The sequence below is a fragment of the Rhizobium sp. CF142 genome, from assembly GCF_000281145.1.
Lineage (GTDB): Bacteria > Pseudomonadota > Alphaproteobacteria > Rhizobiales > Rhizobiaceae > Rhizobium.
In genome coordinates this window covers 224,186-250,421 of record NZ_AJWE01000114.1, presented here as the reverse complement: position 1 = coordinate 250,421, position 26,236 = coordinate 224,186, and the positions used below count along the sequence as shown (strand labels likewise).

Annotated in this window: 24 protein-coding genes; 11 read left to right on the top strand and 13 right to left on the bottom strand. The window is 58.9% G+C overall.

Annotated elements, in window-relative coordinates:
- Positions 1-74: 74 nt before the first annotated feature.
- Positions 75-1,031, bottom strand: coding sequence for a choline ABC transporter substrate-binding protein (locus PMI11_RS29090; RefSeq protein ID WP_007824529.1), 957 nt, complete (start codon positions 1,029-1,031; stop codon positions 75-77).
- A gap of 236 nt (positions 1,032-1,267) precedes the next feature.
- Here PMI11_RS29090 and PMI11_RS29085 point away from each other — a divergent pair, with 236 nt between their 5' ends.
- The 3 genes from PMI11_RS29085 to PMI11_RS29075 all read left to right on the top strand — a co-directional run bounded on the left by PMI11_RS29085 (position 1,268) and on the right by PMI11_RS29075 (position 4,291).
- Positions 1,268-1,870 (top strand): thymidine kinase, encoded by a 603-nt coding sequence (locus PMI11_RS29085; RefSeq protein WP_007824527.1) that lies wholly within the window; start codon positions 1,268-1,270, stop codon positions 1,868-1,870.
- A 73-nt stretch (positions 1,871-1,943) separates the two neighbouring features.
- Complete coding sequence (locus PMI11_RS29080) at positions 1,944-3,017, top strand: hypothetical protein (RefSeq protein WP_007824526.1); 1,074 nt, start codon at positions 1,944-1,946, stop codon at positions 3,015-3,017.
- A 152-nt stretch (positions 3,018-3,169) separates the two neighbouring features.
- Positions 3,170-4,291, top strand: a complete 1,122-nt coding sequence (locus PMI11_RS29075) for a DUF2333 family protein (RefSeq protein WP_007824525.1) — start codon at positions 3,170-3,172, stop codon at positions 4,289-4,291.
- A gap of 42 nt (positions 4,292-4,333) precedes the next feature.
- Here the strand turns inward: PMI11_RS29075 and PMI11_RS29070 are convergent, their stop codons facing one another.
- The 3 genes from PMI11_RS29070 to PMI11_RS29060 all read right to left on the bottom strand — a co-directional run bounded on the left by PMI11_RS29070 (position 4,334) and on the right by PMI11_RS29060 (position 6,173).
- Positions 4,334-4,795, bottom strand: coding sequence for a hypothetical protein (locus tag PMI11_RS29070; protein WP_007824524.1), 462 nt, complete (start codon positions 4,793-4,795; stop codon positions 4,334-4,336).
- Positions 4,796-4,840: 45 nt separating this feature from the next.
- Positions 4,841-5,566: a helix-turn-helix transcriptional regulator gene (locus tag PMI11_RS29065; RefSeq protein ID WP_007824523.1), complete on the bottom strand. Its 726-nt coding sequence runs from the start codon at positions 5,564-5,566 to the stop codon at positions 4,841-4,843.
- Between the two features lie 145 nt (positions 5,567-5,711).
- Positions 5,712-6,173: an Lrp/AsnC ligand binding domain-containing protein gene (locus tag PMI11_RS29060; RefSeq protein ID WP_007824522.1), complete on the bottom strand. Its 462-nt coding sequence runs from the start codon at positions 6,171-6,173 to the stop codon at positions 5,712-5,714.
- A 112-nt stretch (positions 6,174-6,285) separates the two neighbouring features.
- On the opposite strand from PMI11_RS29060, the gene putA reads away from it, so the two are divergent.
- Both putA and PMI11_RS29050 read left to right on the top strand, forming a co-directional pair.
- Complete coding sequence (putA, locus tag PMI11_RS29055) at positions 6,286-9,402, top strand: bifunctional proline dehydrogenase/L-glutamate gamma-semialdehyde dehydrogenase PutA (RefSeq protein ID WP_007824521.1); 3,117 nt, start codon at positions 6,286-6,288, stop codon at positions 9,400-9,402.
- A 95-nt stretch (positions 9,403-9,497) separates the two neighbouring features.
- Complete coding sequence (locus PMI11_RS29050; protein ID WP_007824520.1) at positions 9,498-11,174, top strand: hypothetical protein; 1,677 nt, start codon at positions 9,498-9,500, stop codon at positions 11,172-11,174.
- 90 nt (positions 11,175-11,264) lie between these two features.
- Here PMI11_RS29050 and PMI11_RS29045 read toward each other — a convergent pair whose 3' ends face one another.
- A complete protein-coding gene (locus PMI11_RS29045; RefSeq protein ID WP_007824518.1) occupies positions 11,265-11,792 on the bottom strand; it encodes a TIGR00645 family protein in 528 nt (175 codons plus the stop codon).
- 155 nt (positions 11,793-11,947) lie between these two features.
- On the opposite strand from PMI11_RS29045, the gene PMI11_RS29040 reads away from it, so the two are divergent.
- Entirely contained in the window at positions 11,948-13,627 is a 1,680-nt protein-coding gene (locus tag PMI11_RS29040) for a formate--tetrahydrofolate ligase (RefSeq protein WP_007824517.1), read from the top strand.
- Here the strand turns inward: PMI11_RS29040 and PMI11_RS29035 are convergent.
- Positions 13,606-13,833: a hypothetical protein gene (locus PMI11_RS29035; RefSeq protein WP_007824516.1), complete on the bottom strand. Its 228-nt coding sequence runs from the start codon at positions 13,831-13,833 to the stop codon at positions 13,606-13,608. The genes PMI11_RS29040 and PMI11_RS29035 overlap by 22 nt on opposite strands.
- Before the next feature lie 92 nt (positions 13,834-13,925).
- A complete protein-coding gene (locus tag PMI11_RS29030; RefSeq protein ID WP_051034660.1) occupies positions 13,926-14,843 on the bottom strand; it encodes an extensin-like domain-containing protein in 918 nt (305 codons plus the stop codon).
- Positions 14,844-15,122: 279 nt separating this feature from the next.
- Here PMI11_RS29030 and PMI11_RS29025 point away from each other — a divergent pair, with 279 nt between their 5' ends.
- Together PMI11_RS29025 and PMI11_RS29020 are read left to right on the top strand one after the other, a co-directional pair.
- Entirely contained in the window at positions 15,123-17,354 is a 2,232-nt protein-coding gene (locus PMI11_RS29025; protein ID WP_007824514.1) for a TonB-dependent hemoglobin/transferrin/lactoferrin family receptor, read from the top strand.
- A gap of 269 nt (positions 17,355-17,623) precedes the next feature.
- Positions 17,624-19,813, top strand: a complete 2,190-nt coding sequence (locus tag PMI11_RS29020; RefSeq protein WP_007824508.1) for an anthranilate synthase — start codon at positions 17,624-17,626, stop codon at positions 19,811-19,813.
- A 68-nt stretch (positions 19,814-19,881) separates the two neighbouring features.
- Here the strand turns inward: PMI11_RS29020 and PMI11_RS36880 are convergent, their stop codons facing one another.
- From PMI11_RS36880 to PMI11_RS29000, 4 genes are all read right to left on the bottom strand, one after another.
- Positions 19,882-20,046, bottom strand: a complete 165-nt coding sequence (locus PMI11_RS36880) for a DUF1328 domain-containing protein (RefSeq protein ID WP_007824505.1) — start codon at positions 20,044-20,046, stop codon at positions 19,882-19,884.
- Positions 20,047-20,145: 99 nt separating this feature from the next.
- Positions 20,146-20,670: a hypothetical protein gene (locus PMI11_RS29010; RefSeq protein ID WP_007824504.1), complete on the bottom strand. Its 525-nt coding sequence runs from the start codon at positions 20,668-20,670 to the stop codon at positions 20,146-20,148.
- Positions 20,671-20,775: 105 nt separating this feature from the next.
- Positions 20,776-21,456, bottom strand: coding sequence for a GNAT family N-acetyltransferase (locus PMI11_RS29005; protein WP_007824502.1), 681 nt, complete (start codon positions 21,454-21,456; stop codon positions 20,776-20,778).
- A gap of 84 nt (positions 21,457-21,540) precedes the next feature.
- Positions 21,541-22,050, bottom strand: coding sequence for a MarR family winged helix-turn-helix transcriptional regulator (locus tag PMI11_RS29000; RefSeq protein WP_007824500.1), 510 nt, complete (start codon positions 22,048-22,050; stop codon positions 21,541-21,543).
- 247 nt (positions 22,051-22,297) lie between these two features.
- Here PMI11_RS29000 and emfA point away from each other — a divergent pair, with 247 nt between their 5' ends.
- Entirely contained in the window at positions 22,298-23,212 is a 915-nt protein-coding gene (gene emfA / locus PMI11_RS28995; RefSeq protein WP_007824498.1) for a CDF family cation efflux transporter EmfA, read from the top strand.
- Positions 23,212-23,676 (top strand): preQ(1) synthase, encoded by a 465-nt coding sequence (gene queF, locus PMI11_RS28990; RefSeq protein WP_007824496.1) that lies wholly within the window; start codon positions 23,212-23,214, stop codon positions 23,674-23,676. Before emfA ends, queF begins: the two co-directional genes overlap by 1 nt.
- 135 nt (positions 23,677-23,811) lie before the next feature.
- Here the strand turns inward: queF and PMI11_RS28985 are convergent, their stop codons facing one another.
- A complete protein-coding gene (locus PMI11_RS28985) occupies positions 23,812-24,561 on the bottom strand; it encodes a DUF2076 domain-containing protein (RefSeq protein WP_007824494.1) in 750 nt (249 codons plus the stop codon).
- Positions 24,562-24,675: 114 nt separating this feature from the next.
- The gene (locus tag PMI11_RS28980; protein WP_007824492.1) at positions 24,676-25,386 is read right to left on the bottom strand and encodes a hypothetical protein; all 711 of its coding nucleotides are present in this window, start codon (positions 25,384-25,386) and stop codon (positions 24,676-24,678) included.
- 157 nt (positions 25,387-25,543) lie between these two features.
- Between PMI11_RS28980 and PMI11_RS28975 the strand changes: the two genes are divergently transcribed.
- Complete coding sequence (locus PMI11_RS28975; RefSeq protein WP_007824490.1) at positions 25,544-26,131, top strand: ATP-dependent Clp protease proteolytic subunit; 588 nt, start codon at positions 25,544-25,546, stop codon at positions 26,129-26,131.
- Positions 26,132-26,236 lie beyond the last annotated feature (105 nt).

The following is a 26,236-nucleotide window of genomic DNA, read 5'->3' as shown; positions in this document are numbered from 1 at the left end:
GCGCGCCTGTCTTTTGAGAACGAAGATCGGGATGAAAACGAAAACGGGGCGGCAGATCCGCCCCGGTCATTTCATCAGAGGCCGAGGCCGGACTTGACGGCTGCGAGGCCATCGCTGCTGCCGTCACGCGTCTTGACACCGGCAAGCCAGGGTTCGACGGTGGACGGATTGGCCTTCAGCCATTCGCCCGCTGCCTTTTCCGGTTCCTCGCCGTCGTTCAGGATCTTGTTCATGATCTCGTTCTCCATCTTCAGGGAGAACTTCAGATTCTTGACCAACGTCCCGACGTTCGGGCACTCACCGAGATAGCCGGCACGCACGTTGGTATAGACTTCGGCGCCGCCGAAATTCGGCCCGAAGGTGTCGTCGCCACCCGACAGATAGGTCATCTTGAAGTTGGTGTTCATCGGGTGCGGTTCCCAGCCGAGGAAGACGATGGGTTTGCCATCCTTCTCGGCGCGGGCGACCTGCGCCAGCATGCCCTGCTCGGAGGATTCGACCAGTTCCATCTCCTTCATGCCGAAGGTGTTCTTGTCGATCATGTCGATGACGTGGCGGTTGCCGTCATTGCCGGGCTCGATGCCGTAGATCTTGCCGTCGAGATCGCTCTTGTGAGCAGCGATATCCTTGAAGTCCTTGATGCCGAGTTCGGCGCCCTTGGCATTGGTCGCCAGCGTGTACTTGGCGCCGACGAGGTTCGGACCGTAGGATTCGACCGATTTGTCGTCGAGGTAGGGCTGGATATCCGCCTTCTGGGACTGCATCCAGTTGCCGAGGAAGACGTCGATGTCCTTGTTCTTCATCGAGGTATAGGTGACCGGCAAGGAGAGAACCTTGATGTCGGTCTCATAGCCGAGCTTCTTGAGGAGCAGGGAGGCGGTCGCCGTAGTAGAAGTGACGTCCGTCCAGCCGATGTCCGAAAGATGGACGGTGGAGCAGCTTTCAGGGTCTGCAGAGAAGGCGGCGGTCGCAACGGAGAGAGCTGCGACTGCAGTTGCGGTAACGAGTTTGAATGCGCTTGTTGTTTTCATTTTAGACTCCCAGTCTTACGTTCCCAAGCCAACCATCAATAGACCAGTTTTACAAGCGATCTCGGCGCGTTTGCGGCGTTCCGGACTATATGATTGCGACGCCCCAGCGTTTTTTGGGAAAGCTTGAATTTCAAGGCTTTTGGCGATTTCGCCGCCAGGATTTCCTGTGATTATCGATTTGTCGGGGCTTTTCTTTGCGTTCTCCAGCTTTCAAGAAGCCAGATAAGGAGAATCCGATGGCAAAACTCTATTTCAACTACTCGACAATGAATGCCGGCAAGTCGACCATGCTGCTGCAGGCCTCCTACAATTACCAGGAGCGCGGCATGCGCACGGTTCTCTTGATCGCGGCCTTCGACGATCGGGTGGGGCGCGGCGTCATCGGTTCGCGTATCGGGCTCGAAGCGGAGGCCATCCCTTTCGAAAGCGACAGTGACCTCTACGTGCTGGTCCGGAAACTCAGCCGTGAAGGACAGGCGATCTCCTGCGTCTTCGTCGACGAAGCGCATTTCATGACGCGCGATCATATCTGGCAGCTTGCCCGCGTCGTCGACAGGCTTGGCATTCCCGTGATGGTCTACGGCCTGAGAACGGATTTCCAGGGTAAGCTCTTCCCGGCCTCGCAGGAGCTGCTGGCGATTGCCGACGAGATGAGGGAGGTGCGTACCATCTGCCATTGCGGGCGCAAGGCCACCATGGTCGTGCGGCTCGATGCCGAGGGCAAGGTGCTGCACGAAGGCGCACAGATCGATGTCGGCGGGAACGAGAAATATGTTTCATTGTGTCGCCGCCATTGGGATGATGCAATGAACGGCGAATGGATTGCCGAGCCGGTCTGAACGGATCGACGCCTGTTTTCTTTAGCGCGGCAAATGAATAATCTGGAATTCGCAGATTCCCTGGGAGTGCCCGGTGCGCAAAAGCCCGCCTTTCGATAGCCAGTATGATGCTGCCCGTGACCTTGCCGAGGCCATGGCCGGCGAAGCCGATTATTGCTCCGCCTGCATCAAGGGGTTCGATGGCGATGAGTCGCGCTCATCCGACGAGATTTTCCTGGAGCAGAATGCGCGCTTCCAGGCGTTCTTAAACGATAGTGCCACGCTCGATGTGCTGCTTGCGGAACTCGTCTTCTCTCTCGACCGGCTGACGGCCAAGGTTTCGGCCGATCTCGACAGTTTTCGCGGGCTGACGCGGCGCGAAAAGATGGCCGGATGGTTTTCCCGACAGCGCATGTGGCGCATGCATGGCGCGCGGGTGCGCGAGGCGCCGGTCGTGGAACAACTGCTCGATCTTCTGACGAAATCCGATCTGCTGGCGACGCTGCTTAAAGGCCAGAGGCTGTCCCTTGTCGAGCGTCACAAGAGCGCCGAATTGAGCCTCATCGACATTGTCGAGCACCGGCGGCGGCTTGTCGACAAGATCGACATCGCGCGGATGCGTATGAAGGAGCTCAACGCCAAGGCATTAAACACGCAGGGGCGCATCGGCGTCTATGGCAACAAGGCGCACTGGGAGCAGATGGAAGCGGAGCGTCTGGCGTTAAAGGCGGAGGCCGAGCGCATTTCCGTCGAGGAACATGCGATGCGCGACGAGAGCCAGCGGCGCGAACGCTTCATCGGCATGTTCCAGGCCTTCGTCGACAGGCTGAACGGCCGTATCGCCGGCTGCAACGTTCTCATCCGAAAGCTTTCGGTCGATACCGAGGAGCGGCTCATCATCTATCAGGCACAGGTCGATACCGATCGTCCGGGCATGAAGGTGAGGATCAAGCCGGAGCTTTTCCCTAATATCGCCGCATCCATTGCGCTTTTCGAGAAGGGCATGCTGGTGCCTCAGGATCTGGTCCAACGAAAGAGCCGTGCAGACCAGGAATTTGCCCGGAAATTTCCCGCCTATGCCGAGAAGCCCTCGGAGGCGCCACTGATCGATGTGGTGCGAAAATCTCCGATGTTCGGCCTCGGATTCCTCCGTTCACTGCGCTCCTGACGGGGCGGCGAGGGAAGGCGTATCCGATCTGTCGTGTCTGGCTCGCGCACCGTTTGGCCGAAATATCCTTGTCTGTTGTTGTACTTGGGCGATTGAGCGCATATGTGGATGGAAAGGATATCCCTGTTTTCGCCGCCTGACAGGAGACGACGATGCTTGACCGGATTGCCGGTTTTTTTAGACTGATCGGCCAGACGATCAGCCGCTGGGTTCGCCTTTTTGCCGCCTGGGCCATCTGGCCGTTCATGGCCGCGCACGGATGGTATGCGCGGCGGACCTGGATGATCCGGCTGCCGATCATCGCGTTTCTGGCACTTCTCGTCGTCCTCTACGGCTATTTTATCTGGCAGACGCAGGTCTGGTCGAATTTCAACACGAATTTCGTCGATCAGTATCGCCTTTCTGATCGCAAGGTGCCGGCAGGACAGGAAATTCCGACCGCGGACGGGACTGCTGCCAAGACCTGCCAGCGCTCGGCGATCGTCGATGTCGCGGCCGATCTGACGGATTTCAACGTCAACCAGAATGCCTGGATATCGTCGATGGTGCTCTACAAGATGGGCCTGTTCGGCATGGACTGGGATCACACGCCCTTCCTCGACAACAAGGCATCCTTCCAACGCGGCATCAACCAGGCGGTCCGGCGAACTTCGGCGGAGCTTGTTGATACGCTCGGGCGCGTGCGCGGCACGTCGGGTATCAACAACGATCTGCAGACCGCGCGCGGCAATCTGCAGTTCGATGAACACAGCTGGTATTTCGGGCTCGATCCCTTCGGACTGAAGACGCCGACGCCTGCCTATTATCGCACGGCCATCAAAGACTTGCGCAAGTTCAACGCTGATCTTGCCGCCTGCAACGCAGTTTTCGACGGTCGCGCCGATAACCTGATGCAGTTCATCGACCGCATCGCCAACGATCTCGGCAGCACCTCCGACATGCTGGCGGAGCGCTCGGAAAACCATAATCGCGGCTGGTTCGACACGCGGGCCGACGACCGGTTCTGGTTCGCCTATGGCCAGCTCTACGCTTATTACGCGATTCTGTCGGCCGCGCAGTCGGACTTCTCTCAGGTTGTGGCAGAACGGAACCTCGGAGCAATCTGGGCGGGCACGACCAAACAGTTTCAGGCCGCACTTCGCATCCAGCCGGCGATCATTTCCAACGGCCGGGAGGATGGCTGGATCATGCCGAGCCATCTCGCCACGATGGGCTTTTATATGCTGAGAGTGCGGTCGAACCTGGTCGAAATCCGCTCGGTGCTCGACCGCTAAGCCGTCCGGAACGCTGTATCCTGGCGGCTAAAGCTCGACCCGCTAAAGGGGCGTGCCGCCGTCCTCGAAGCCGACGATGCGGAGTTTCTCGACGAATTCGTAGGTGATGCCTACGATGCCGCCGCCGCTAGCGTCGTCGCGGAATTTGCCGACGGAGCGCACCATCTTGTAGCCGCCGAGCCCGTTGTCGACGCGATAGACATAGTGGAAGCCGACCCGGTAGAGGCTTGCCTGCTCGAAGGTTTCGGCAATCAGCAGCCGGTCTTCCTCATGGATGCGCGACATGAGTTCGGTCAGGTTGACCGGACCTTCGCTGTAGGGAAGATCGAAGATCTGGTGTACGTCTTCGCTGGCGAAGAAATGCCCGGTCTCGAGGTTCATCCGCCAGAAGCCGAAGAGGCGGTAGGCTGCGAACATGGTCAGCGCTTCGGCATCGGTAATTCCGATGTGGGCACGGGATTGCAGCCGATGTTCGACGGCTGACTGTTCGAAACGAAGAGGCACGGTTTCCCCCTAATTGGGATGACGCGCTGATTCTCTTCTGATTCCTCAGTTGATCAGCTTCAATCGGATGGCTTTTGCTACCAACTGGGTGCGGTTGACGCAATCGAGTTTTTTAATTGCGTTCGTCATATAGGCATTTACCGTGTGATCCGAGAGCGCCAGGATCTGGCCAATCTCGATCGAGGTCTTGCCCTGCGCCGTCCACCGCACGACCTCGAGCTCGCGGGCCGAGAGCGCGCTATGGGGGCTCTCCTCATTGCGCTTGACGCTGTTGTAGGTATCGACGGCGTGAAGAACGATCATCGCGAGTTCGTTGATCTCGCTCTGGCCGAGGGATGCGCGTTCGCCGCCGAACCAGAAGACGAGGCGCTGTCCATCGGCCGAATTGATCGGCATGGCAATGCCGGCGCTCATAGCGTGCTGGAGCATCAAGTTTCTGGTGCCGGCGGGGAAAGATTGGGCATGGCCGGGATCGTTAAGATGCCATACCTGCGGTACGGCTGATTCCCTCATGCGCGCGGCAAAAGGACAGGCGCGCAGCATATGCGCGCGATCGAAATCCCTGATGTAGGAAACCGGCAGCGAGCTCTCGATGATCAGCGGCTTGAGCAGCAAATCTTCTATCGTCGGTGCGTTCAGCAGAGTGGCGTGCTCAAAACCGAAAGCTGCCGCCACCCTTCCAAGCGCTTGTGCGAACAAGCCGCGCGTGCGCGCCACTGCCAGTTCGCTCGATAGCAATGACTGCCTTTCAGAGGTAGTCATGTAAGACATTATATGCCCCCGCAGGTCCCCATGTTACCGCTATCAAATACATAAATCCGCCTGCATGCTAGCCCTAATTGACTTAGCACACGCTGATTAATTCATTTTGTGAAAAATTAATCAGCTGAAAAACGCGCTTAAGTTGATTTTCGAGCTATACGGGTAGAAGGGCTGTGCCTTTTACCTCCTCCATGACCGCATAGGTATGTGTTTCGCGTACGCCGGGGAGGGAAAGAATCACCTCGGAGAGGAATTGGCGATAAGCCTCCATCCCCGCCATGCGCGCCTTCACAAGATAGTCGAAGCCTCCCGCGACCATATGACATTCCATGACGTCGTCGCTGCGTTTTACTGCCGCAGCAAAGGCATCGAAAACGTCAGGCGTGGTGCGGTCAAGTTTTACCTGTACGAAAACGAGGAGGTTGCGGCCGAGTTTTTCCGGCGAAAGGATTGCCATATAGCCCGTGATATAACCGTCTCGGGTTAGCCGCTTGACGCGCTCGGCAGTCGCCGTGGGAGACAGGTTGACGCGTTCGGCGAGCTCTATGTTGGAAAGTCGTCCTTCCTTCTGCAGCGCACGGAGAATCTTGCGGTCGAGACGGTCGAGCTCTTTCATTTTTCGCGGCCTTTCAGGCGGTCGGTAGGCGAAGATCGTGTTGGTCGGCCTCAGTTTAGTGAAAAACACTGCGAATGAACAGCTATGTTGCCGAAATCACGGAGAACACTTCATGCCGACCCAGATTTCCACGGCTTTTGCCCCGTTCAACGCTCCATTTGCCGGTGACGATGATCGCTTGCTGCATGGTTTCGCCGAAGGCTTGCGCTTTTCGGCCTCCCAGGATGTTGCTATCGACAAGCGTGCCGGCGGCATGATCGAGGCGATCCGCAGCAATTCGGGATCGATCGGCGGCGTGGAGGATTTCCTCAGGGAATACGGGCTTTCCACCAAGGAGGGTCTGGCGCTGATGGTGCTTGCCGAAGCGCTGCTGCGCGTGCCCGACGCGCTGACACAGGACAAGCTGATCGAGGACAAGCTTAAGGAAGGCGGCTGGAGCGAGCATGAGGGCAAGGCCGATAGCTGGTTTGTCTCGGCATCCGCCTGGGCGCTCGGCGTTTCAGCCCGCATCATCCGTCCCGGTGAGACGCCCGAGGGCGTGCTTCGCGGCCTCGTCAAACGCATGGGCCTGCCGACCGTTCGCAATGCCACCAAACAGGCCATGCGCTTCCTGGGCCATCACTTCGTGCTTGGCGAAACCATCAAGGACGCTCTCAACCGCGCGGCCAAGAGCGAGGAGAAGGGTTATCGCCACTCCTTCGACATGCTGGGTGAGGGCGCACGGACGGCCGAAGATGCCAAACGTTACTGGCAATCCTATGCCATGGCGATCGAAGCGATCGGCGGCTGGATGGCGAAGAACGCCAAGGGCAAGGATCTGCCCGATCGCATGGGTATTTCCGTCAAGCTTTCGGCGCTGCATCCGCGTTATCTCGCCACCCATCGCGACCGCGTCATGAAGGAGCTGGTGCCCGATCTCCTCAAGCTTGCGCAGATGGCCAAGGCACATCAGCTCAATTTCACCATCGACGCCGAAGAGGCTGACCGGCTGGAGCTGTCGCTGGACGTAATCGCCGCAGTCTTTTCCGATCCGTCGCTTGCCGGCTGGGATGGTTTTGGCTTGGCAATCCAGGCCTATCAGAAGCGCGCGGTGGCCGTGATCGATTATATTGACGAACTCTGCGCAAAGCTTGGCCGCCGCATGATGGTGCGCCTCGTCAAGGGCGCCTACTGGGATACCGAGGTTAAGCGGGCGCAGGAACGCGGGCTCGACGATTATCCGGTGTGGACGCGCAAGCAGGCGACGGATCTTTCCTATCTCGCCTGCGCGCAGCACATGCTTGCCAAGCGGGCGCGCATCTTCCCGCAGTTCGCTACCCATAATGCGCTGACGGTTTCCACCATTCTGGAGCTCGCTGGCAATGATCGCTCCGGCTTCGAATTCCAGCGCCTGCATGGCATGGGCGAAAGCCTTTACAATCATCTGCTTGATACCAACGACCGGATCGCGTGCCGGATCTATGCGCCTGTTGGCGGTTACCGTGATCTGCTCGCCTATCTCGTCCGCCGTCTTCTGGAAAACGGTGCCAATTCCTCCTTCGTCGCGATGGCCGGCGACAAGAACGTGCCGATCAAGGCATTGCTGGAACGCCCGGCGGACAAACTGCAATTCGATGTCGGAGCAAGCGCGCGCAACAGCAAGATTCCTATGCCGCTGCAGCTTTACGGCAAGCGCAAGAACAGCGCCGGACTGGAATTCGGTCATCGTGCGACGCTTGAAAAGCTGATGGAGGCGATTCGGAAGGGGCTTCCCGCCATCGCGGCTGCGCCCCTCATTCCGGGTGTGGCTGCCAGCGGTTTGGAAGCGCCAGTCGTTTCGCCGTCCGATCGCTCCAAGACCGTCGGCTCGATTCGCAATGCCACCGCTGCCGATATCGACAAGGCCTTTGCCGCTGCCGCCAAAGGCTACAAGGCATGGTCGCGCCGTTCGGTCGAAGAACGTGCATCTGCGCTGGAGCGCATGGCCGACCTTATGGAAGAAAATCGCGACAGGCTGCTTGTTCTTTTGGCCGCAGAAGCCGGCAAGACGCTCGACGACGGCATTGCGGAAATACGCGAGGCGGTGGATTTCTGCCGCTATTACGCCGGCGAGGCGCGCCGGCTTTTCGGTACCGCGACCAAGATGCCGGGGCCGACTGGAGAGGATAATCGGTACCTGTGGCGTGGTCGCGGGGTTTTTGCCTGCATCTCGCCCTGGAATTTCCCGCTGGCGATCTTCCTTGGGCAGGTTTCGGCCGCACTCGTTTCCGGCAACGCCGTGCTCGCAAAGCCTGCACCGCAGACGCCGCTGATCGCCTATGAGGCCGTCAAGCTGTTCCACAAGGCCGGCGTGCCCGAAGACGCGCTGCTCTTCGTGCCTGGCGGTCCCGACGTCGGTGCCGCTATCACCGCGCATGCAGCGCTTGCCGGCGTCGCCTTCACCGGTTCAACGAAGACGGCATGGGCGATCAACCGGGCGCTTGCTGCCAAGGATGGTCCGATCGTGCCGCTGATCGCCGAAACCGGTGGTCTCAACGCCATGGTGGTCGATGCGACGGCGCTCGGCGAGCAGGTGGCCGATGACGTGGTCCTATCGGCCTTCCGTTCGGCCGGTCAGCGCTGTTCCGCACTGCGCCTGCTCTTCCTGCAGGAGGATGTGGCTGAGCACATGACGCAGATGATCGAAGGTGCTGCGCGCGAACTGCAGCTCGGCGATCCCGCATTGGAAACCACCGATGTCGGCCCGATCATCGACGAGAAGCAGAAGGCGATGCTGGAAGCCCATATCGCCGAGATGCAGAAAACGCAGAAGGTGCGCTATGCCGGCAAGGCGCCGGATGGTGGCAGCTTCTTCGCGCCGCACATTATCGAGCTCGACAAGCCAGCGGCGCTGACCAAGGAGGTCTTCGGGCCGGTGCTGCACATCGTCAGATGGAAGGCGAAGGAATTGCCTAGGGTGCTGCAGGATATCCAGGCCTCCGGCTATGGCCTGACGCTTGGCGTCCACAGCCGCATCGAATCCACGATCCGCACCGTCACCGATGCGCTCGATACCGGCAACATCTATGTCAACCGCAACATGATCGGCGCCGTTGTCGGTACTCAGCCTTTCGGTGGCTCGGGCCTTTCCGGAACCGGCTTCAAGGCTGGCGGCCCTGCCTATCTGCAGCGTTTTGCGCTGGAACAGGTGATCTCGGTAAACACCGCTGCGGCTGGAGGCAATGCCAGCCTGATCGCGATGGGCGAATAAAGTAATGAAGCGGCAGCAAGTCTTTGGAACGCCGCTTGCTGCCGTTCAAACCAATTGGTAAGCGTATGATCAGATACAACTGAGGCGATCTGGTCGTGCGCTTTGCAATTTTCTTTTCCGTAAAGTATCTGTTTTCTCGAATAATACTTGCTTTAGTTCTTTCTAGCCTCCCAATCGGGGTTGCGCTTTTGCAGGCCGCAGAGCAGAAGCAGTCGGAACATCCAGCGATGAGCTTCATCATCGTGCGCCGTGCTGTTTGCAACCAACCCTGCCCGGAATGGATTTCGGCAGAGGGGCGCATTACTTCCGATACACCTGCCCAAATGAGAAAGATTCTCAAGAAGATCGGGAATCGGAAATTGCCGATCGTGTTCCGTTCCGAAGGTGGGGATGTGAACGCTGCCTATGCTATGGGACGAATGATTCGTAAGGCTGGGCTGGAAACGGCGGTCGGTGGTACGCGGCTGGAGGGCTGCCCGCCTGAGGATCTGCGTTGCGCTGCTGCCATCGCCCGGAATGGCGCTCCAGCTGGATCCACCTATTCGTATGGAGCATATTGCGTTTCTGCGTGCCCGCTGGCTTTGGCGGGGGGCACGACGCGAGTTTCGTCTCAATGGGCCTATATCGGCGTTCATCAGATCACGACCGTCTACAACAAGATGCGCGTGTCCTATCGCATCGAATATAAGATGGTGAATGGGAAGAAGCAGGAAGTTTCCCGCAAGGAGATTGGCCGCAAAGTGACCGGGCAGAGCAGTTCCACCAAGCTCGGCAAAAAAGCTACCGCGACTTTGAAGGCGTATCTGAAAGAAATGGGAGTCAGCGATGACATCGTTGACCTGATGATGAGGGCCGCGCCCGACAGCATGATGATGGTCGCGCCCACCGATGCACTTCGGACAGGTCTGCTAACGGATATGCTGGCTTACAACGAATGGCCCGGCATGCCGCTCTGCGCGCAGGATGCAGCGGCCGATGCCGTATGCTATCGCCATCCGGCGCCCAAAGCGGCTGTCGCAGAGGTGCCCGTGAAGCGTGCGACCGTATACCCAAGCTATCCTGCGCCTAAAACCCATCCGATGGACTTTCTCCTGATGTACAACGGTAATTGCCAGGAAGAGTGCACGCAGTGGATCTCGGCGGATGGCGACATCATGCCGGATACACCGGCTCAACTGGACGCAATCTTGAAGACGCTCGGCGACAGAAAGTTGCCGGTCGTCTTTCAGTCCTTTGGTGGCGACAAGGATGCAGCTTTCGCAATGGGGCGTATGATCCGCGCTGCAGGCCTCGATACGTCAATTGGTAGAACGCGCTTGCCGAATTGTCCGATGCAGGATCCGCGTTGCACCGCGAGCATGGCCAAAAGCGGGCCGACCGAGGGGGAAGTCTTTGCCGGTGGTGCGTACTGTTTTTCGAGCTGCACGCTCGCCTTTATGGGCGGAACGTCGCGGCTCGTGGGAAGGACTTCCGCTCTTGGCATCAGCCAGCCGGCGAGCAAGGTTACGGAGACTGAGCGCGGAAAATTCATTGCCTATTTCAGTGAGATGGGGATCAGTCCCGAGACATTCGACACGATGATGATAACGCCGTCTTTCGGGAGAGGCGATATATATCCACCTCAGGCGCTCAAGCTTGACATCATCGACGGTGTGATCCCCTACGATGAAGAGCCTGGCCTTCATTTCTGCGGACCGAACGCGAAGGAAAGCGTTCGGTGCCCCAGGAGATCCGGTGTGGAAACTGTTCCGGTTGCGGCTACGGTCAATTGATGCCGATATCCGAAAAGATGCGCAGCCGCGATACGGCGCCTTTGCTTTGTGCCGCTATCATTCGTCGGATTTTTTCGGCTTGATGCCGCCTTACGCCTTGTCCTTCAAATCATTCTTCGAGGTCACGCTCATCAGCTTCTCAAGGAAGCCGAGCATGACCGCCGAGACGACGAAGGCGAGATGCATGAGGGTCAGCCACATGATCCTGCCGTCGGTATATTGATCGACGTTGAGGAAGACCTGCAGCAGGTGGATGGAGGAGATGGCGACGATCGAGGAGGCGACCTTGATCTTCAGGCTGCCGGAATCGAGCTTGCCGAGGAAGGAGACTTCACCTTCCTTTTCCGCCTCGTCGAAGCGGCTGACGAAATTCTCGTAGCCGGAGATCATGACCATGACGATGAGGCTTGCGACGAGTGCCGCATCGATAAGCCCGAGCATGGCGAGGATCATTTCCGCCTCGCCGAGTTCGAATACGCTTCCTGCGACCTTCAGGAACTTGAAGGCGAAAGATACGGCATAAACGGCCAACGCAAGCACCAGGCCGATATAGAAGACCACCAGCAGCCAGCGGCTGGAAAGAATGATGCGCTCGACCAGAAGTTCGAGTGATTTCATGGTCTATCCCCGTAAATCCTAGAATCGTTGGTCCCTAATAAACAATGGAATAGGCGGACTGCAAGGCGCAGCACTATTCACAGGTTCGGGATATTTCGCTATCCGATTGAAATAAACGCCGAGTCCGTTGTGCTGAGAGAATGAGGACACGATCCATGGCTGCCATCAAATCCGATATCGAAATCGCGCGTGCGGCGACGAAGAAGCCGATCTTCGAAATCGGCGCCACGCTTGGCATCCCCCCGGAACAGCTTGTTCCCTATGGTCATGACAAGGCGAAGATCAGTGCCGAGTTCATCGCCGCCCAAGAGGGCAAGAAGGATGGCAAGCTTATCCTTGTTACCGCCATCAACCCAACGCCGGCGGGCGAGGGCAAGACGACGACCACCGTCGGTCTCGGCGACGGGCTGAACCGCATCGGCAAGAAGGCGATCGTCTGCGTGCGCGAGGCCTCGCTTGGTCCCTGCTTTGGTGTGAAGGGCGGGGCGGCAGGTGGCGGATATGCCCAGGTCGTGCCGATGGAAGACATCAACCTGCATTTCACGGGCGATTTCCACGCGATCACCTCGGCACACAATCTGCTCGCTGCGATGATCGACAATCACATCTACTGGGGCAACGAAGAGAATATCGACCTGCGTCGCATCACATGGCGGCGGGTGATGGACATGAACGACCGGGCGCTGCGCAGCATGGTCTCGTCACTCGGCGGCGTGTCCAATGGTTTTCCGAGGCAGAACGGCTTCGATATCACCGTCGCCTCCGAAGTTATGGCAATCCTGTGCCTTGCGACTGATCTTAGGGATCTGGAACGTCGCCTTGGCGATATCATCATCGGCTATCGCTTCGACAAGACGCCGGTTTATGCCCGCGATCTCAAGGCGGATGGGGCCATGGCCGTGCTCCTGAAAGACGCCATGCAGCCGAACCTCGTGCAGACCCTGGAGAACAATCCTGCCTTCGTTCACGGCGGTCCTTTCGCCAATATCGCCCATGGCTGCAATTCGGTGATTGCCACGAAGACGGCGCTGAAGCTCGGCGAATATGTCGTGACGGAAGCGGGTTTCGGGGCCGATCTCGGCGCGGAGAAATTCTTCAACATCAAGTGCCGGAAGGCAGGATTGAAGCCGAGTGCTGCGGTGATCGTGGCGACTGTCCGGGCGCTGAAAATGAACGGTGGCGTGAAGAAGGACGATCTCGGCGCGGAGAATGTTCAGGCGCTGGTTCGCGGCTGTTCCAACCTTGGCCGCCATATCGCCAATGTGCGCCGGTTCGGCGTGCCTGTCGTGGTGGCGATCAACCATTTCACGTCTGATACAGATGCGGAAATTGCTGCCGTCAAAGATTTCGTCGCGCGTCACGGCGCGGAAGCCATCCTCTGCCGTCACTGGGCGGAAGGGTCTGAAGGCATCGAGGACCTCGCCTATAAGGTTGTGGAGCTTGCAGAATCCGGCCAGGCGAAGTTCGAGCCGCTCTACGGCGACGACCTGCCGCTGCTCGAAAAGATCGAGATCGTCGCCTCGAAGATCTATCACGCCGGCGAGGTGACGGCTGACAAGGCCGTACGCGACCAGCTCGCAGCCTGGGAGGAACAGGGCTACGGCAACCTTCCGGTCTGCATGGCGAAGACGCAATATTCCTTCTCCACCGATCCGAACCTGCGCGGTGCGCCCGAGGGGCATATCGTAACGGTGCGCGAGGTACGCCTGTCGGCCGGCGCCGGTTTCGTCGTGGTCATTACCGGCGAGATCATGACGATGCCCGGTCTGCCGAAGTCGCCGTCGGCAGAGCGGATTTACCTCAATGACCAGGGTTATATCGAAGGGTTGTTCTGATCCGGAGCAGCTTTCTCGCCTCGGATCAGGCGATGACGTTGGCGGTTCCCAAATTCAGGGTCGATGAATAGCCAAATGAAGAGCCTCTCAAGGCTGCCGCTCAGCAATATCCCTATGGGGATGAGCCAGAGAATGTGGCCTGTAAACAGCAAGGCTATGGCAGCTAAAAGCAGCCCGAGGATGATACAGGCTGCGATAGCCTTCATTCACTTTCCTAACTTCGCCTTCGTCATTCTCAGACTTTGATTTGGGGATGTGAGGAACTGATTCAAGCCGCTGTCTCAAGCGCCTGAAATGATTAGTGGCAGTAGCGATAATCGCCCTTTCTCTGCAATACGTCCAGATGGAAGTGGGTCTCGTGGGCAGCATCGCTCTCGGGATCGAGCACGGTGGTGAAATAGAGGCAGCCTGCGGCGCTGACGGTGCGCTGGAATGCCCCTGTCAGCGTCGAATCCTCGCGGCGCGAGCGGACGGCAACATCCTCGCCCTTCTTGAAGCTGAAGCTTGCGATATCGATGGCATTGCCGCGGGCATGTTCGGAGATCTTGCCGGTGTCGGCGCCGTTGCGCAGGCGGCAAATGTAGGCGGAGGCCTGATTGATGGTGGTGATATCGCCGCTTTCCGGCAAGGCGACCGAGGCTGTGGGAATGACGCTTCCCTTTATCCATCGTGCGAGCGCCAGTGCCGTCGGGCAGCGTAGTGTGGCTTCAGGCTTCAGTGCGATGCCGGGCAGGGCCTCAGAGACAATGATCGGCTTGTCGATGCCGCAGCCGTTGCCGTCGTCGATGCGGGGTGTCTCGCGGAAGACGACGCCGAGGCTCTGCAATTCTCTAGTGCATTCGGCATGGTCCACATCGCTTTCCGGTTCGATGGTCAGATGCTGCTCTTCGAGCGTCTGTTCAGTCGGGGGCTTCGGTGCCCGCTCTTCTAGTGCGGGAGAGGGCGGACCAAATTTTTCGCCGGCTGGCGCGGCCGGAGTCTCGCTCGGTTTGGGCTGCGGTGTCGGAACCTCGGCGGCGGCCGGCGGTGTTTCGGGGTTTTGCGCAGGCGCAGGTTCGGGCTGAGGCTTGGGAACCTGCTCTTCTTCCTGTTTCTTTTCTGGCTGAGGGACCGCAGGCGCTTCGATTGCTGCTTCTGGCTTTGCCTGAGGCACCGGGCCGGTTCGCGGCAATCGTGCACCGGGGAGCAGGGCGAGTGCGGCCAGAATGACCGCCATCTTCCGAAATTCTCTCACACGTCGTTTCCCGTTGATCGAGCGGAGGGGAAACGCAAGAACGGCGAATTCGTTGCAATTGCGCAACGTTTCCTGAGATCCTTAAAACTTGACGCTATTATTCAACATAAATCGGCGGAATATATTGACAATAAAACTCATGTTTTTTATGCGGCAAAAAGAAGGCGGAAATCTCCGCAGTCGTCCGCAAGCCTAGCCAGCCCCTCGAGCGTCTGAAACGCCACGACAGCCAGCCCGGTAATTTTCATTTGAGGGTAGGTTATGATCGTCCGGCATTGGCGCTCGGTTCTAATGGTCTGCACAGCAGCCGCACTTGTTCTTCCTGTTTCACAGGCTTTCGCCCAGAGCGCTCCGGCGACCACGCCGGCCACGAATGCTGAAGGCGCAACCGTCCTTCAGAAAATCGTCGTCAAGGGAAACCGTGCAGCCCCCGGCAGTGTTGCCGACACGCCGCTTGCGACGCAGATCGACAAGAAGGAATTGGAAAAAAAGCAGGTCACGAATTACGACGATATCGGCCGCAGCGTCGATGCAACCGTGAATTATTCGCGTGCCGATGCGGGCTTCAGCCTGCGTGGCCTTTCCGGCCCCCGTATCCTGACGACCATCGACGGCATCCCGATCCCTTATCTCTCGAACAGTTCGCGTCAGGGTGCCTTTGCGCCGGCCAATGCCAATGGCGGCGGCGACACCTTTGATTTCGATTCACTTTCCTCTCTCGATATCGTGCGGGGCGCGGATTCGAGCAAGGGCGGTTCAGGCATGCTCGGCGGTGCCTTCGTCCTCAATACGCTTGAACCCGAGGATCTGATCCCCGAGGACCGCGACTGGGGCGCGATCGTCAAGTCGACCTATGACAGCGAAGACCGCAGCATTGCTGGCTCCGCTGCTGCCGCCAAGAAGGTCGGCAATACGTCGATCCTTTTCCAGGGTGCCTATCGCAAGGGCCATGAACGTGACAGCAAGGGCAATGACGATGTTTATGGCCGCTTCCGCACCGAGGCCGATCCGGCGGATTTCGATCAGCACAACCTGCTCTTCAAGCTGCGCCAGGATCTCGAAGGCGGCCATCGCATCGGCCTAACGGCTGAACGCTTCCGGCGCGACCTGAAGACCGATCTGCGGGACCTGCAGGGCACGCCTCCGATCCGCAGCTATCTCGTCGGCAACTATGACGGTCGGGAACTGCGCGACCGCGATCGTGTCTCGCTCGATTATGATTACGAGGCGCAGTCTTCCGATGCATTCTTCAGCACGGCCAGAGCCACCCTCTACTGGCAGGATCTGAAAAAGGAATCCGGCAGCCAGGGCCGCACCGCAGCCAATGTCGCTTACGGCCGTAATAACAGCATCGAAAACGAAACTTGGGGCTTTAGCGGCACGGCAACGAAGGACTTCGAATATTCCGGTCTTAGCCACTCCGTTCGCGTCGGCCTCGACGTCGGGGTATCGAAATGGACCCAATATAGTTCGGCGCTTTGCCCGACGCCGACCACGTGCCCGTCACTCAACAACCAGTCCGAAGTGCCCAACGTCGACAGTGCGAACCTCGGCGTGACATTCGAAGACAAGATCGAGATCGGCAATAGCGGCTTCGCCCTGACGCCTGGCTTCCGCTTTGACTGGTTCAACTACCGGCCGTCGACGGGTGGCGGTTTCGAGAGCAATCCGGCGCTTCCCCGCTTCGGTGCGATTTACGATCGTACGGAAGCCGGCATGTCGCCAAAATTGCTTGCGACCTATGACCTGACACCTGATGTTCAGCTCTATGCCCAGCTTGCAGTCGGCTTCCGTGCTCCGACCGTCGATGAGCTCTACAGCCGCTTCTACAACTCGACGCAAGGTTATGCGCAGCTCGGCAATCCCAATCTGGATCCGGAAATCGGCCGCGGCATCGAGATCGGTGCCAATTTCGATACTGGCGGTCTGCAGGGTCGCGTAGCGGCATTCCATACCCGGTATCAGAACTTCATCGAAGTCGTGACGACGACCACTCCAGGCTTCACGACGTTCAATTATACGAACGTGTCTTCGGCCTCCATCTCCGGTCTCGAAGCGAACCTGATCAAGACGTTCGACAACGGCATCAACCTTCATACCTCGCTTGCCTATACCTATGGCCGGAATGACGATACGCAGGAGCGGCTGCGCTCGGTCGCGCCGTTTAAGGCCATCGTCGGCGGTGGCTGGAGCAATGACGAATACGGTTTCGACCTCTCCTCGACGCTCTCGTCGCAGATGACCGGCAACGATAACGCGGTGACGTCATTCGACGCGCCCGGTTACGGCATCGTCGACCTGACTGCATGGTGGACACCGGAGCAGGTAAAGGGGCTTCGTATTCAGGGCGGGGTCTACAACATCTTCGACCAGGAATATTACAATGCACTCGCCGTTCGCGACGTGAACCTCTCCGCAACGTCTTCGCAGCCGAAGGAGTGGTATTCGGAGCCAGGCCGCACCTTCAAGATTTCGGTCACCAAGACTTTCTAGTTAAGAATCAACCTTTCACGGCTGGGGGTAGGGGCGGCTTTCGGGCCGCCCTTTTTCGTGCGGGAATGGCCTCTTGCGCTTGGCTTCATCTCAGGCTAACAATTTCGCCCATGAAGAAGTCCTTGAACATTGCAGTTTGGTGGTGGGCTCGCTGAGGCGGCCTCGACCAATCGTGTCCAAAGACGACGAACGAGCCGCCCGAAACTTCGAGGCGGCTTTTTTGTTTCAAAGGCCGCCTTTCGTCCGGGCCCCGATAACGGAGTGGAACTATGGTAACGATCCTGCGGGATGATGGTGCGGAAATCTACGAGACCAAGGGCGGCATCACCGTCACGCGGCAAAGGCGGGCCATCCCTTATGCCGATGCTGTTTCGTCCTATGTCGACAAGCTCGATGAGCGGCGCGGCGCCGTCTTCTCCTCGAACTACGAATATCCGGGCCGCTATACGCGCTGGGATACGGCTGTTGTCGATCCGCCGCTCGGTGTTTCCTCCTTCGGCCGCAATGTCTGGATCGAAGCCTATAACGAGCGCGGCGAGATCATCCTTGGCTTTATCGTCGAGCGGTTGAAGACTGTCCGCGAACTTGAACTCGGTGCATTGACCGCGCGCAGGCTCGACCTGACGGTCAAGTTGCCCGACCGAGTCTTCACCGAAGAAGAGCGCTCGAAGATGCCGACGGTGTTTACCGTGCTTCGCGCCATCACCGATCTCTTCTATTCGCAGGCTGATGCCAGCATCGGTTTCTATGGCGCCTTCGGTTACGATCTCGCTTTTCAGTTTGACGCGATCAACCTGAAGCTGGAACGCCCTTCCGACCAGCGCGACATGGTGCTCTACCTGCCCGATGAAATTCTCGTCGTCGACAACTACGCCGCAAAGGCGTGGGTCGATCGCTACGACTTCGCTAAGGGCGGCAAGACGACTGAGGGCAGGGCGGGCGATATTGCTGCCGAGCCGTTTATCCGCACGGATGCCATTCCGCCGAAGAGCGATCATCGTCCGGGCGAATATGCAGAGCTCGTCGTCAAGGCGAAGGAAAGCTTCCGCAAGGGCGATCTCTTCGAGGTCGTGCCTGGCCAGAAGTTCATGGAGCGTTGCGAAAGCAAGCCTTCGGACATTTCCAAGCGGCTGAAGGCGATCAATCCGTCACCCTATTCCTTTTTCATCAACCTCGGAAACCAGGAATATCTCGTCGGCGCATCGCCGGAAATGTTTGTGCGCGTTTCCGGCCGCCGCATCGAGACCTGCCCGATCTCCGGTACGATCAAGCGTGGCGACGATCCGATTGCCGACAGCGAGCAGATCCTGAAGCTCCTGAATTCCAAGAAGGACGAGTCCGAACTGACCATGTGCTCGGATGTCGACCGCAACGACAAGAGCCGCGTCTGCGAGCCGGGCTCGGTCAAGGTCATCGGTCGCCGACAGATCGAGATGTATTCGCGGCTGATCCATACGGTCGATCATATCGAAGGCCGCCTGCGGGACGACATGGATGCCTTCGACGGCTTCCTCAGCCACGCATGGGCTGTCACCGTCACCGGCGCGCCAAAGCTCTGGGCCATGCGCTTTATCGAATCTCATGAGAAGAGCCCGCGTGCATGGTATGGTGGGGCGATCGGCATGGTCGGCTTCAACGGCGATATGAATACCGGCCTGACGCTGCGCACCGTGCGCATCAAGGACGGCATTGCCGAAGTGCGCGCCGGTGCGACGCTGCTGAACGATTCCATTCCCGAGGAAGAAGAAGCCGAAACCGAACTGAAGGCCTCTGCCATGCTTTCCGCAATCCGCGATGCCAAAACGGGCAATTCCGGCAAGACCCAGCGCGATGTCGCCTCAGTCGGCAAGGGCGTCAACATTCTGCTGATCGACCATGAAGACAGCTTTGTTCACACGCTGGCGAACTATTTCCGCCAGACGGGTGCCACGGTTTCGACCGTTCGTACGCCGGTGCCCGAGGAAGTCTTCGATCGGCTGAACCCGGATCTCGTCGTTCTCTCTCCGGGTCCCGGCAACCCCAAGGATTTCGACTGCAAGGCGACAATCAAGAAGGCGAGGGCACGCAACCTGCCGATCTTTGGCGTCTGCCTCGGCCTGCAGGCGCTGGCGGAAGCCTATGGCGGCGAGCTTCGCCATCTGGCATTGCCGATGCATGGCAAGCCGTCGCGCATCCGCGTGCTGGAGCCGGGCATCGTCTTCTCCGGCCTTGCCAAGGAAGTGACGGTCGGTCGTTACCACTCGATCTTTGCCGATCCTTCGACGCTGCCGCGGGAATTCATCATCACTGCCGAAAGCGAAGACGGTACGATCATGGGCATCGAGCATGCCAAGGAGCCGATCGCAGCGGTACAGTTCCATCCGGAATCGATCATGACGCTCGGCGGCGATGCCGGCATGCGGATGATCGAGAATGTGGTGGCGCATCTTGCCCGCCGGGCCAAGACGAAGGCGGCCTGACGCTAAAGGCATAAGCAATAAAAAACCCGCCGGAATGGCGGGTTTTTTATGTGCGTCGGTTTGTTCGTCTATACGCGCCGCATGAGCCGGGCGACGATGGATACGACGAACAGCACCAGGAAGATGAAGAACAGGACCTGGGCGATCGAAGCGGATGCGCCGGCAATGCCGCCAAATCCAAGGACGCCTGCAATCAGGGCTACGACGAGAAATACCAGAGCATAGTACAGCATCGCGATCTCCTTTGTCGGTTGCTGGCAATATAACGGAAGCGTGAGCCGTTCGTTCCATTGTCGCTGCGACAATTGAATTGTGTGCTGATTTAAATCTGCTCAGCCGAATTGCAGATCGGTATTGAAGGAGCGGTCTCCATCGCGCGGCATGGGCGGTTCTGCTGCTGCCAGATAGGATCTCGCCGGGCCGGTCAGCACGAACCAGAGGCTGGCGCCGATCATGAAATAGGCGGCCGTCGGATCATCCGAACGTGAGACGAAGGGAAGGCAGATGGCGGTGAAGAGGATGGCAAGCCGCACGGCCCATTCCGCCTCGCGCTTCATGAAAGCCCTGGTTCTCAGCTTCTTGTAGGCGGCGACGTCATAGCCGTCTGTCGTGCGACTGGATGTGAAGAGCATCCAGGCCGAGGGGAGGGTCAGCATCGCGAGACCGCCGTAACACAGAAGCAGGGCCGGTCCGGAGAGGAAGTGTCCGGCGGCAAAGAACAGGAAGCCTGTCACGGCAATGTTCCAGAGCGGCTCCAGCCGTTCCGGCGAAAGGCCGGTTCGGATATGCCAGGCCCGCAAGGAACTGGCCGCACCGTCGAGCAACGGTTGGTCGATGTAGCGATTGATCCAATGCATGTCTGCGCGGTCCCCAATTGACAGCAGGGCCGTCAACACCATGCAATTGGGACGCTATCATGGCGCAAATGGGCAAAAGCTCGAGCCTGCGGCGTTTTGGTCAGCCTATACGCTGCGCTTGACGACGCGCAGGTTCATTTCCGACCGCAGCTTGAAGCCGAGTGTCTTGTAGAGCGTTATGGCTGAAGTGTTGGTGTAATAGGCATGCAGGAAGACGGTGTCGCCCCTGGCGGAAATTTCGCCGGCGACGAAACGGAAGAGCAGGGTGCCGAGGCCGCGTCCCTGAAAATCAGGATGGGTGCAAAGGCCGCTGAGCTCGCCAAATCCGGGATGTCGCAGGCGCTGCCCGACCATGGCGACAAGCCGGCCGTCGATCTTGACGCCCCAGAAGGTGCCAAGTTTTTGAGCGCCAAGTGTGAAGGGCCCGGGTTTGGTCAGCATGGCGAGGGCTAGCATCTCATCCGCATCGTCGGGGGTCAGCGGCTGCAGCCGGCTGTCGGAAATACGCTCGTAAGGCCGCTCGGCGATCATCTGCACCAGCTTTCCCTCGGAGATGACCGTCAGTCCCTGTGGGATGGTGACGGGTCCGGCTTCGACGATCGCCATGACCTCATCAGCGGCGGGGAGGTTTTCGAGCGCTTCGAGGCTTTCGCGGCTATCGTCGGCGGCGGCTGCGAAGGGGACGATGGACGGCGGGTAGCGCATCGCGTGCTTGCCGCCTTCGGCGAGTTCGGCATGCGTTGTTTGCAGCGCGTTCCAGATCGGTCGGTCGAGAATATGGCTCATGGTGTCTTTTCCTGTATGGCGCTACAGTATCGGCCCGAAAATCGGGACCGATTTTCGGAAAGCCTGATGCGTAAATTCAAAAAATTAGAGCGTCCTTTGTGCGTCCGAATGGACGCACGGCGCTCTAACGCGTCGGATCAACGGTGCTTCGGCGAGCCCGTCCTCCATCGCAGCAAGTTGCTCGAGCAGCGGGCCGTCGAGATTCCGGCAAAGATCGGCGACGGCGGCGGCAATGCGGGGCCAGACCTGTTGCTTCGAATAGTCAACGAGTTCCTGTCCTTTTGGTGTCAGCGAAACGACTCTGCGCCGCTGATCTTCGGCGGATGGTTGCATGTCGAGGAAACCTAGCTCCATGAGCTGGGAGGCGGTGCGCGTCGCGCCGGGCTGGGTGATACCCACTGCCTGTGCCAATTCCCCGATGGTCAGCGGGCCGAGCCTGTCGATGGCGCCGAGGAAGGGATATTGCGCGGCCTGTATGGAGACGCCCAGTTCCTCAATCATCTGTTGCGTGTCGGCCTGCAGACGCTCCCCGATCCGGCGGAAGCGGCTGCCGAGGCAAAGGTAGCCCAGCGATTTCACAACATCTTCGACCAAGACAGGTTCCTCATTCTAATTGCATAACAAGTTATATAACTGATAATGTAATTATCGTCAATTCACAAGCGGGTTAGGGCGCGGTTCACATGGAGATGACCTCGCCTTTGTCCTGCCAAAACCTTTGACTTTTTGAGCCTGATTGCCCATATCACCCGCATTGGCCGCCTGCGCGATTCCCGCGCGGGCGGTTTTGCGTTTCAATGGCTTAAATGCTGCAATTCATTCGCATCCGCAGGGGGATGATATGAACGAAGAAGGCAATCTCACGGTTCGGAAACTGGCGTTCTGGGGCATTCCCCTGTCGCTTGGCGTTCTGGGGCTGAAGATGGTCGCCTGGTGGGTGACGGGCTCCGTGGCGCTGCTCTCGGACGGGCTGGAATCCTTCGTCAATGTGGTGGCGGCCTTCATCGCCTTTTTCGTCATCCGCTACGCGCAGAAGCCGGCCGACCACGACCATCCCTTCGGCCACCATAAGGCGGAATATCTTTCGGCCGTCACCGAAGGAGTGATGATTGTCGTTGCCGCGCTGCTGATCGTGCAGGAGGCCGTGAACCATCTCGCAGATCCGCGCATGCTCGACGCACCGGTGCTCGGTCTTTCGATCAACTTCGCCGCCGGTGTCATCAATGCCGTCTGGGCTCGGCTTTTGATCCGCACAGGGCGCAAGCATCGCTCCGCGGCACTGACGGCGGACGGGCAGCACATCATGTCGGATGTGGTCACTTCCGTCGGCGTTCTCGTCGGCCTGCTGCTAGCGCTTGCGACCGGTTATGCGATCTTCGACCCCATTCTCGCCATTCTTGTTGCGCTCAACATCCTCTATCAGGGTTGGAAGGTGATCTCGCAGTCGATCGGCGGGCTGATGGACCAGGCGGTCGAACCGCAGGAGGAAGAGGCGATCAAGCAGGCGATTGCCACCCATGCGGCAGGCTCGATCGGCGTGCATGACCTGAAGACGCGGCGTGCCGGGTCGGTGACCTTCGTCGATTTCCATCTCGTCGTGCCCGCCAAGATGACGGTTCGCGAAGCCCATGATATTTGCGATCGCCTTGAAGACGCCATCAGGGCCGCGCATTCGGGCTCGACAATTGCCATTCACGTGGAGCCGGAGGGCGAAAAGGCCCATGGCATCCGCGTCAAAGTGATCAAGGAGGCGTAATGCCCAATACAGACGTTTCCAGCCTTTCGATGCTGGGCCAGCAGACGGAAACCGCCAGGAGTCCCGAAGAGGCGGTTCTGGAAAAAGTGCCGTCCAATCATGCCGGAACCGACTATGTCGTGCGCTTCACCGCGCCGGAATTCACGTCGCTCTGCCCGATGACCGGACAGCCGGATTTCGCCCATATCGTCATCGATTACATCCCGAACGAATTTCTGGTCGAATCGAAGTCGCTGAAGCTCTTCCTGCATTCCTTCCGCAATCACGGCGCCTTTCACGAGGATTGCTCGATCTATATCGCCAAGCGGATCGTCGAGCTTCTCGATCCGAAATGGTTGCGCATCGGCGCTTACTGGTATCCACGCGGCGGCATTCCGATTGACGTCTTCTGGCAGACAGGCAAGCCGCCGGAAGGCGTATGGCTGCCGGATCAGGGCGTTGCGACCTATCGTGGGCGTGGGTGAGCCGTGGTCGGGCGCAGCCCGAGCAATCGATCCAGTGAATCGATTGCAACTGCGAACGCCCTGAGCCAAAGCGAAGGGCCGGGCAAACGGTGCTGCAGTTTAAAGCCAACTGCCGCTTGCCCTTCGTATCAAAACTCAAACATCCGTCGTGTCGTCGCCGGAGTCATCCGTAAAATCGTCGTTGTCGTCGTAATCGGCCTGCTGGATATTGTCGTTATTGTCGGCTTGGTTGTCGTCAGCCTTATCGTCGTTACCGTAATAGTTGTTGATAACGGTTTCCTCGGCGGGCGCGCTGGCATTGCCGAAGGGATTGGCGCCGCCAAAAGATGAACCCAAGCCGAGCGACGACATGTGATTGCCAAAGATGCCGGAAAGCGAGTTGGCAAGCAGCATGCCGCCGGCAACGCCGGCTGCCGTGCCGAGGGCGCCACGCAGGAAGCTGCCGCCGGCAGACGGCGCGGAGGCCTGCTGGGTCCAGGGGCCGGTCGGCTGTTGCGGCGCCTGCCTGGTGTTGTCATAGCCGCGCGGCTGTTCGTAGCTGTCTCTCGGAGCGCCACCCCATGGGCCGGGTGCGGGCGCCGGCTGTTGCGTCTGCGTGTTGCCGAAGATAGAGCTCAGAAAGCCGCCTTGTTCGGCCCGGCGGTGATCGGTTTCGCCCGCTTCGAGCTGCCGGACGCGCTCTTCAAGCTCCTTGATGTGATTGGCCGCAGCTTCCAAACCCTTTTCCTGCACGATGACGGCCTGCGCCAGGTAGTAGGTGGCAGACGGTTGCGCACGGGTCGCTTCCGATATCAGCGTTTCGGCTTCCGGATCGCGCGGCGTGGCGGCGGCGGTACGGACGCGATCGAAGAGGGCGGTCAGCAATTGGCGTTCTTCCGGTGACATATCCTGTCTCCTCTAAAGTTCTGCAGCTTTAACATTCGGCGGATGGGCCGCTAAGGCTGAGTTAGGAAGCGATTGGGGCATTTCAAAGCCTTGGCGACTTACATTTCAGTAAGCTCAGGCCTCCTTCAGCCAGACGCGCAGCGGGCCCAGAAGTTCGAAGCCCGCGCGCAGCGCCTCGTCCAGATCGTCGCCGCGTTCGTAGCCGACAAGCGGTTCTCGCGGATAGAGTTCGGCCGCCCGAGCGACCAGCCCGCGGCGGATGGTTTCACCGTGCCGGCCCTCGGCAAACAGGTTCGAATGGCCGACGACGCCGGCGTGGTGGTTGAGGATACCGCCGCCGATCGGCTTGCCGTGTTCGAAGCCGAGCAGAAAGGCGATTTCGGGATCGTGCAGCAATGGTTCGGTAAATATCTTCTGCGTTACCGGACCGTTCGCCTTGCCCCATTCCGCCTCCCATTGGGCAAGATCGGCGGCGCTTTCCATGCGCTGCCAGGTGATTGGAGACGGCGCCGAGACCGGCGTGCGCATGCCGATCCATTCGGCTTCGAACAGCAGCTTGAAGCCGAGCGGCGCAAGATCGAGGGCCGCATGGCTGTCCTTGATCGCCCAGTCCCGTTTCTCGCTATTGATCAGCGTCGCGATCGTCTCCGTTTGTTCGCCGCCGGCCTCCGTCAACGTTACGGCATCGGGATAGAAGGGCGGCGTGCCTCGGCGATGAAACCAGAGTGTGGCCGTAAACTCACCGGGCGAGCCCAACGCTTTGCAGACGGCATCGCACCAGAATGCATTGTTGCTGATGGCGGCACGCAGAAAGGAGGAGGTCATTTTGCGTTTCTCCCGGTCTTTTCAGAGGATGCGATGATATCGTCCGTTTGTCATAAGAATATCTTCACCGCTTCCTGCTTCCTCTTTTTCCCGCATTGTTTTACGCATTGAGTCGCACTATGTGCGAGGAACCGGATTAGACGTGAGAGAGGTTCGAATGAACGAAGAAGAAGATCAGGACGAAAAGACGAAGGAACTGCCGCTCGGCAAGGAAACGGAGGCGAACCTTTTCAAGTCGCGTTCGATCTTCATCTATGGGCCGATCACGCAGGAACTGGCGCAGAAGGTTAGCACCCAGCTCGTGGCGCTTTCGGCCGCCAATGACGAAGATATTCGTATCTATGTGAATTCGCCCGGCGGTCACGTCGAATCTGGCGATTCCATCCACGACATGATCAAGTTCATCAAGCCGAAGGTCTGGATGATCGGTACGGGCTGGGTTGCCTCGGCTGGTGCGCTCATCTATGCCGCGGCTCCGAAGGAACGCCGCATCTGCCTGCCGAACACCCGCTTCCTGCTGCACCAGCCGTCCGGCGGCACACGCGGCATGGCTTCGGACATCGAGATCCAGGCACGCGAAATCATCAAGATGAACGAGCGCCTGATCAAGATCTTCTCGAAGGCAACTGGCCAGTCGGAAGAAAAGATCGCGAAGGATATCGACCGCGATTACTGGCTCTCGGCTGAAGATGCCGTTGCCTACGGTCTCGTCTCTCGCGTCGTGACCTCGCAGAGCGAAATCTGATCCTTCGCCACCTAGCTTTCTGAATTTACGCCCCGTCTGCCAGTCGCAGGCGGGGCGTTTCCGTATCTACCGACATAGCGCCATGCAATCCCGGGGGATTGCCGC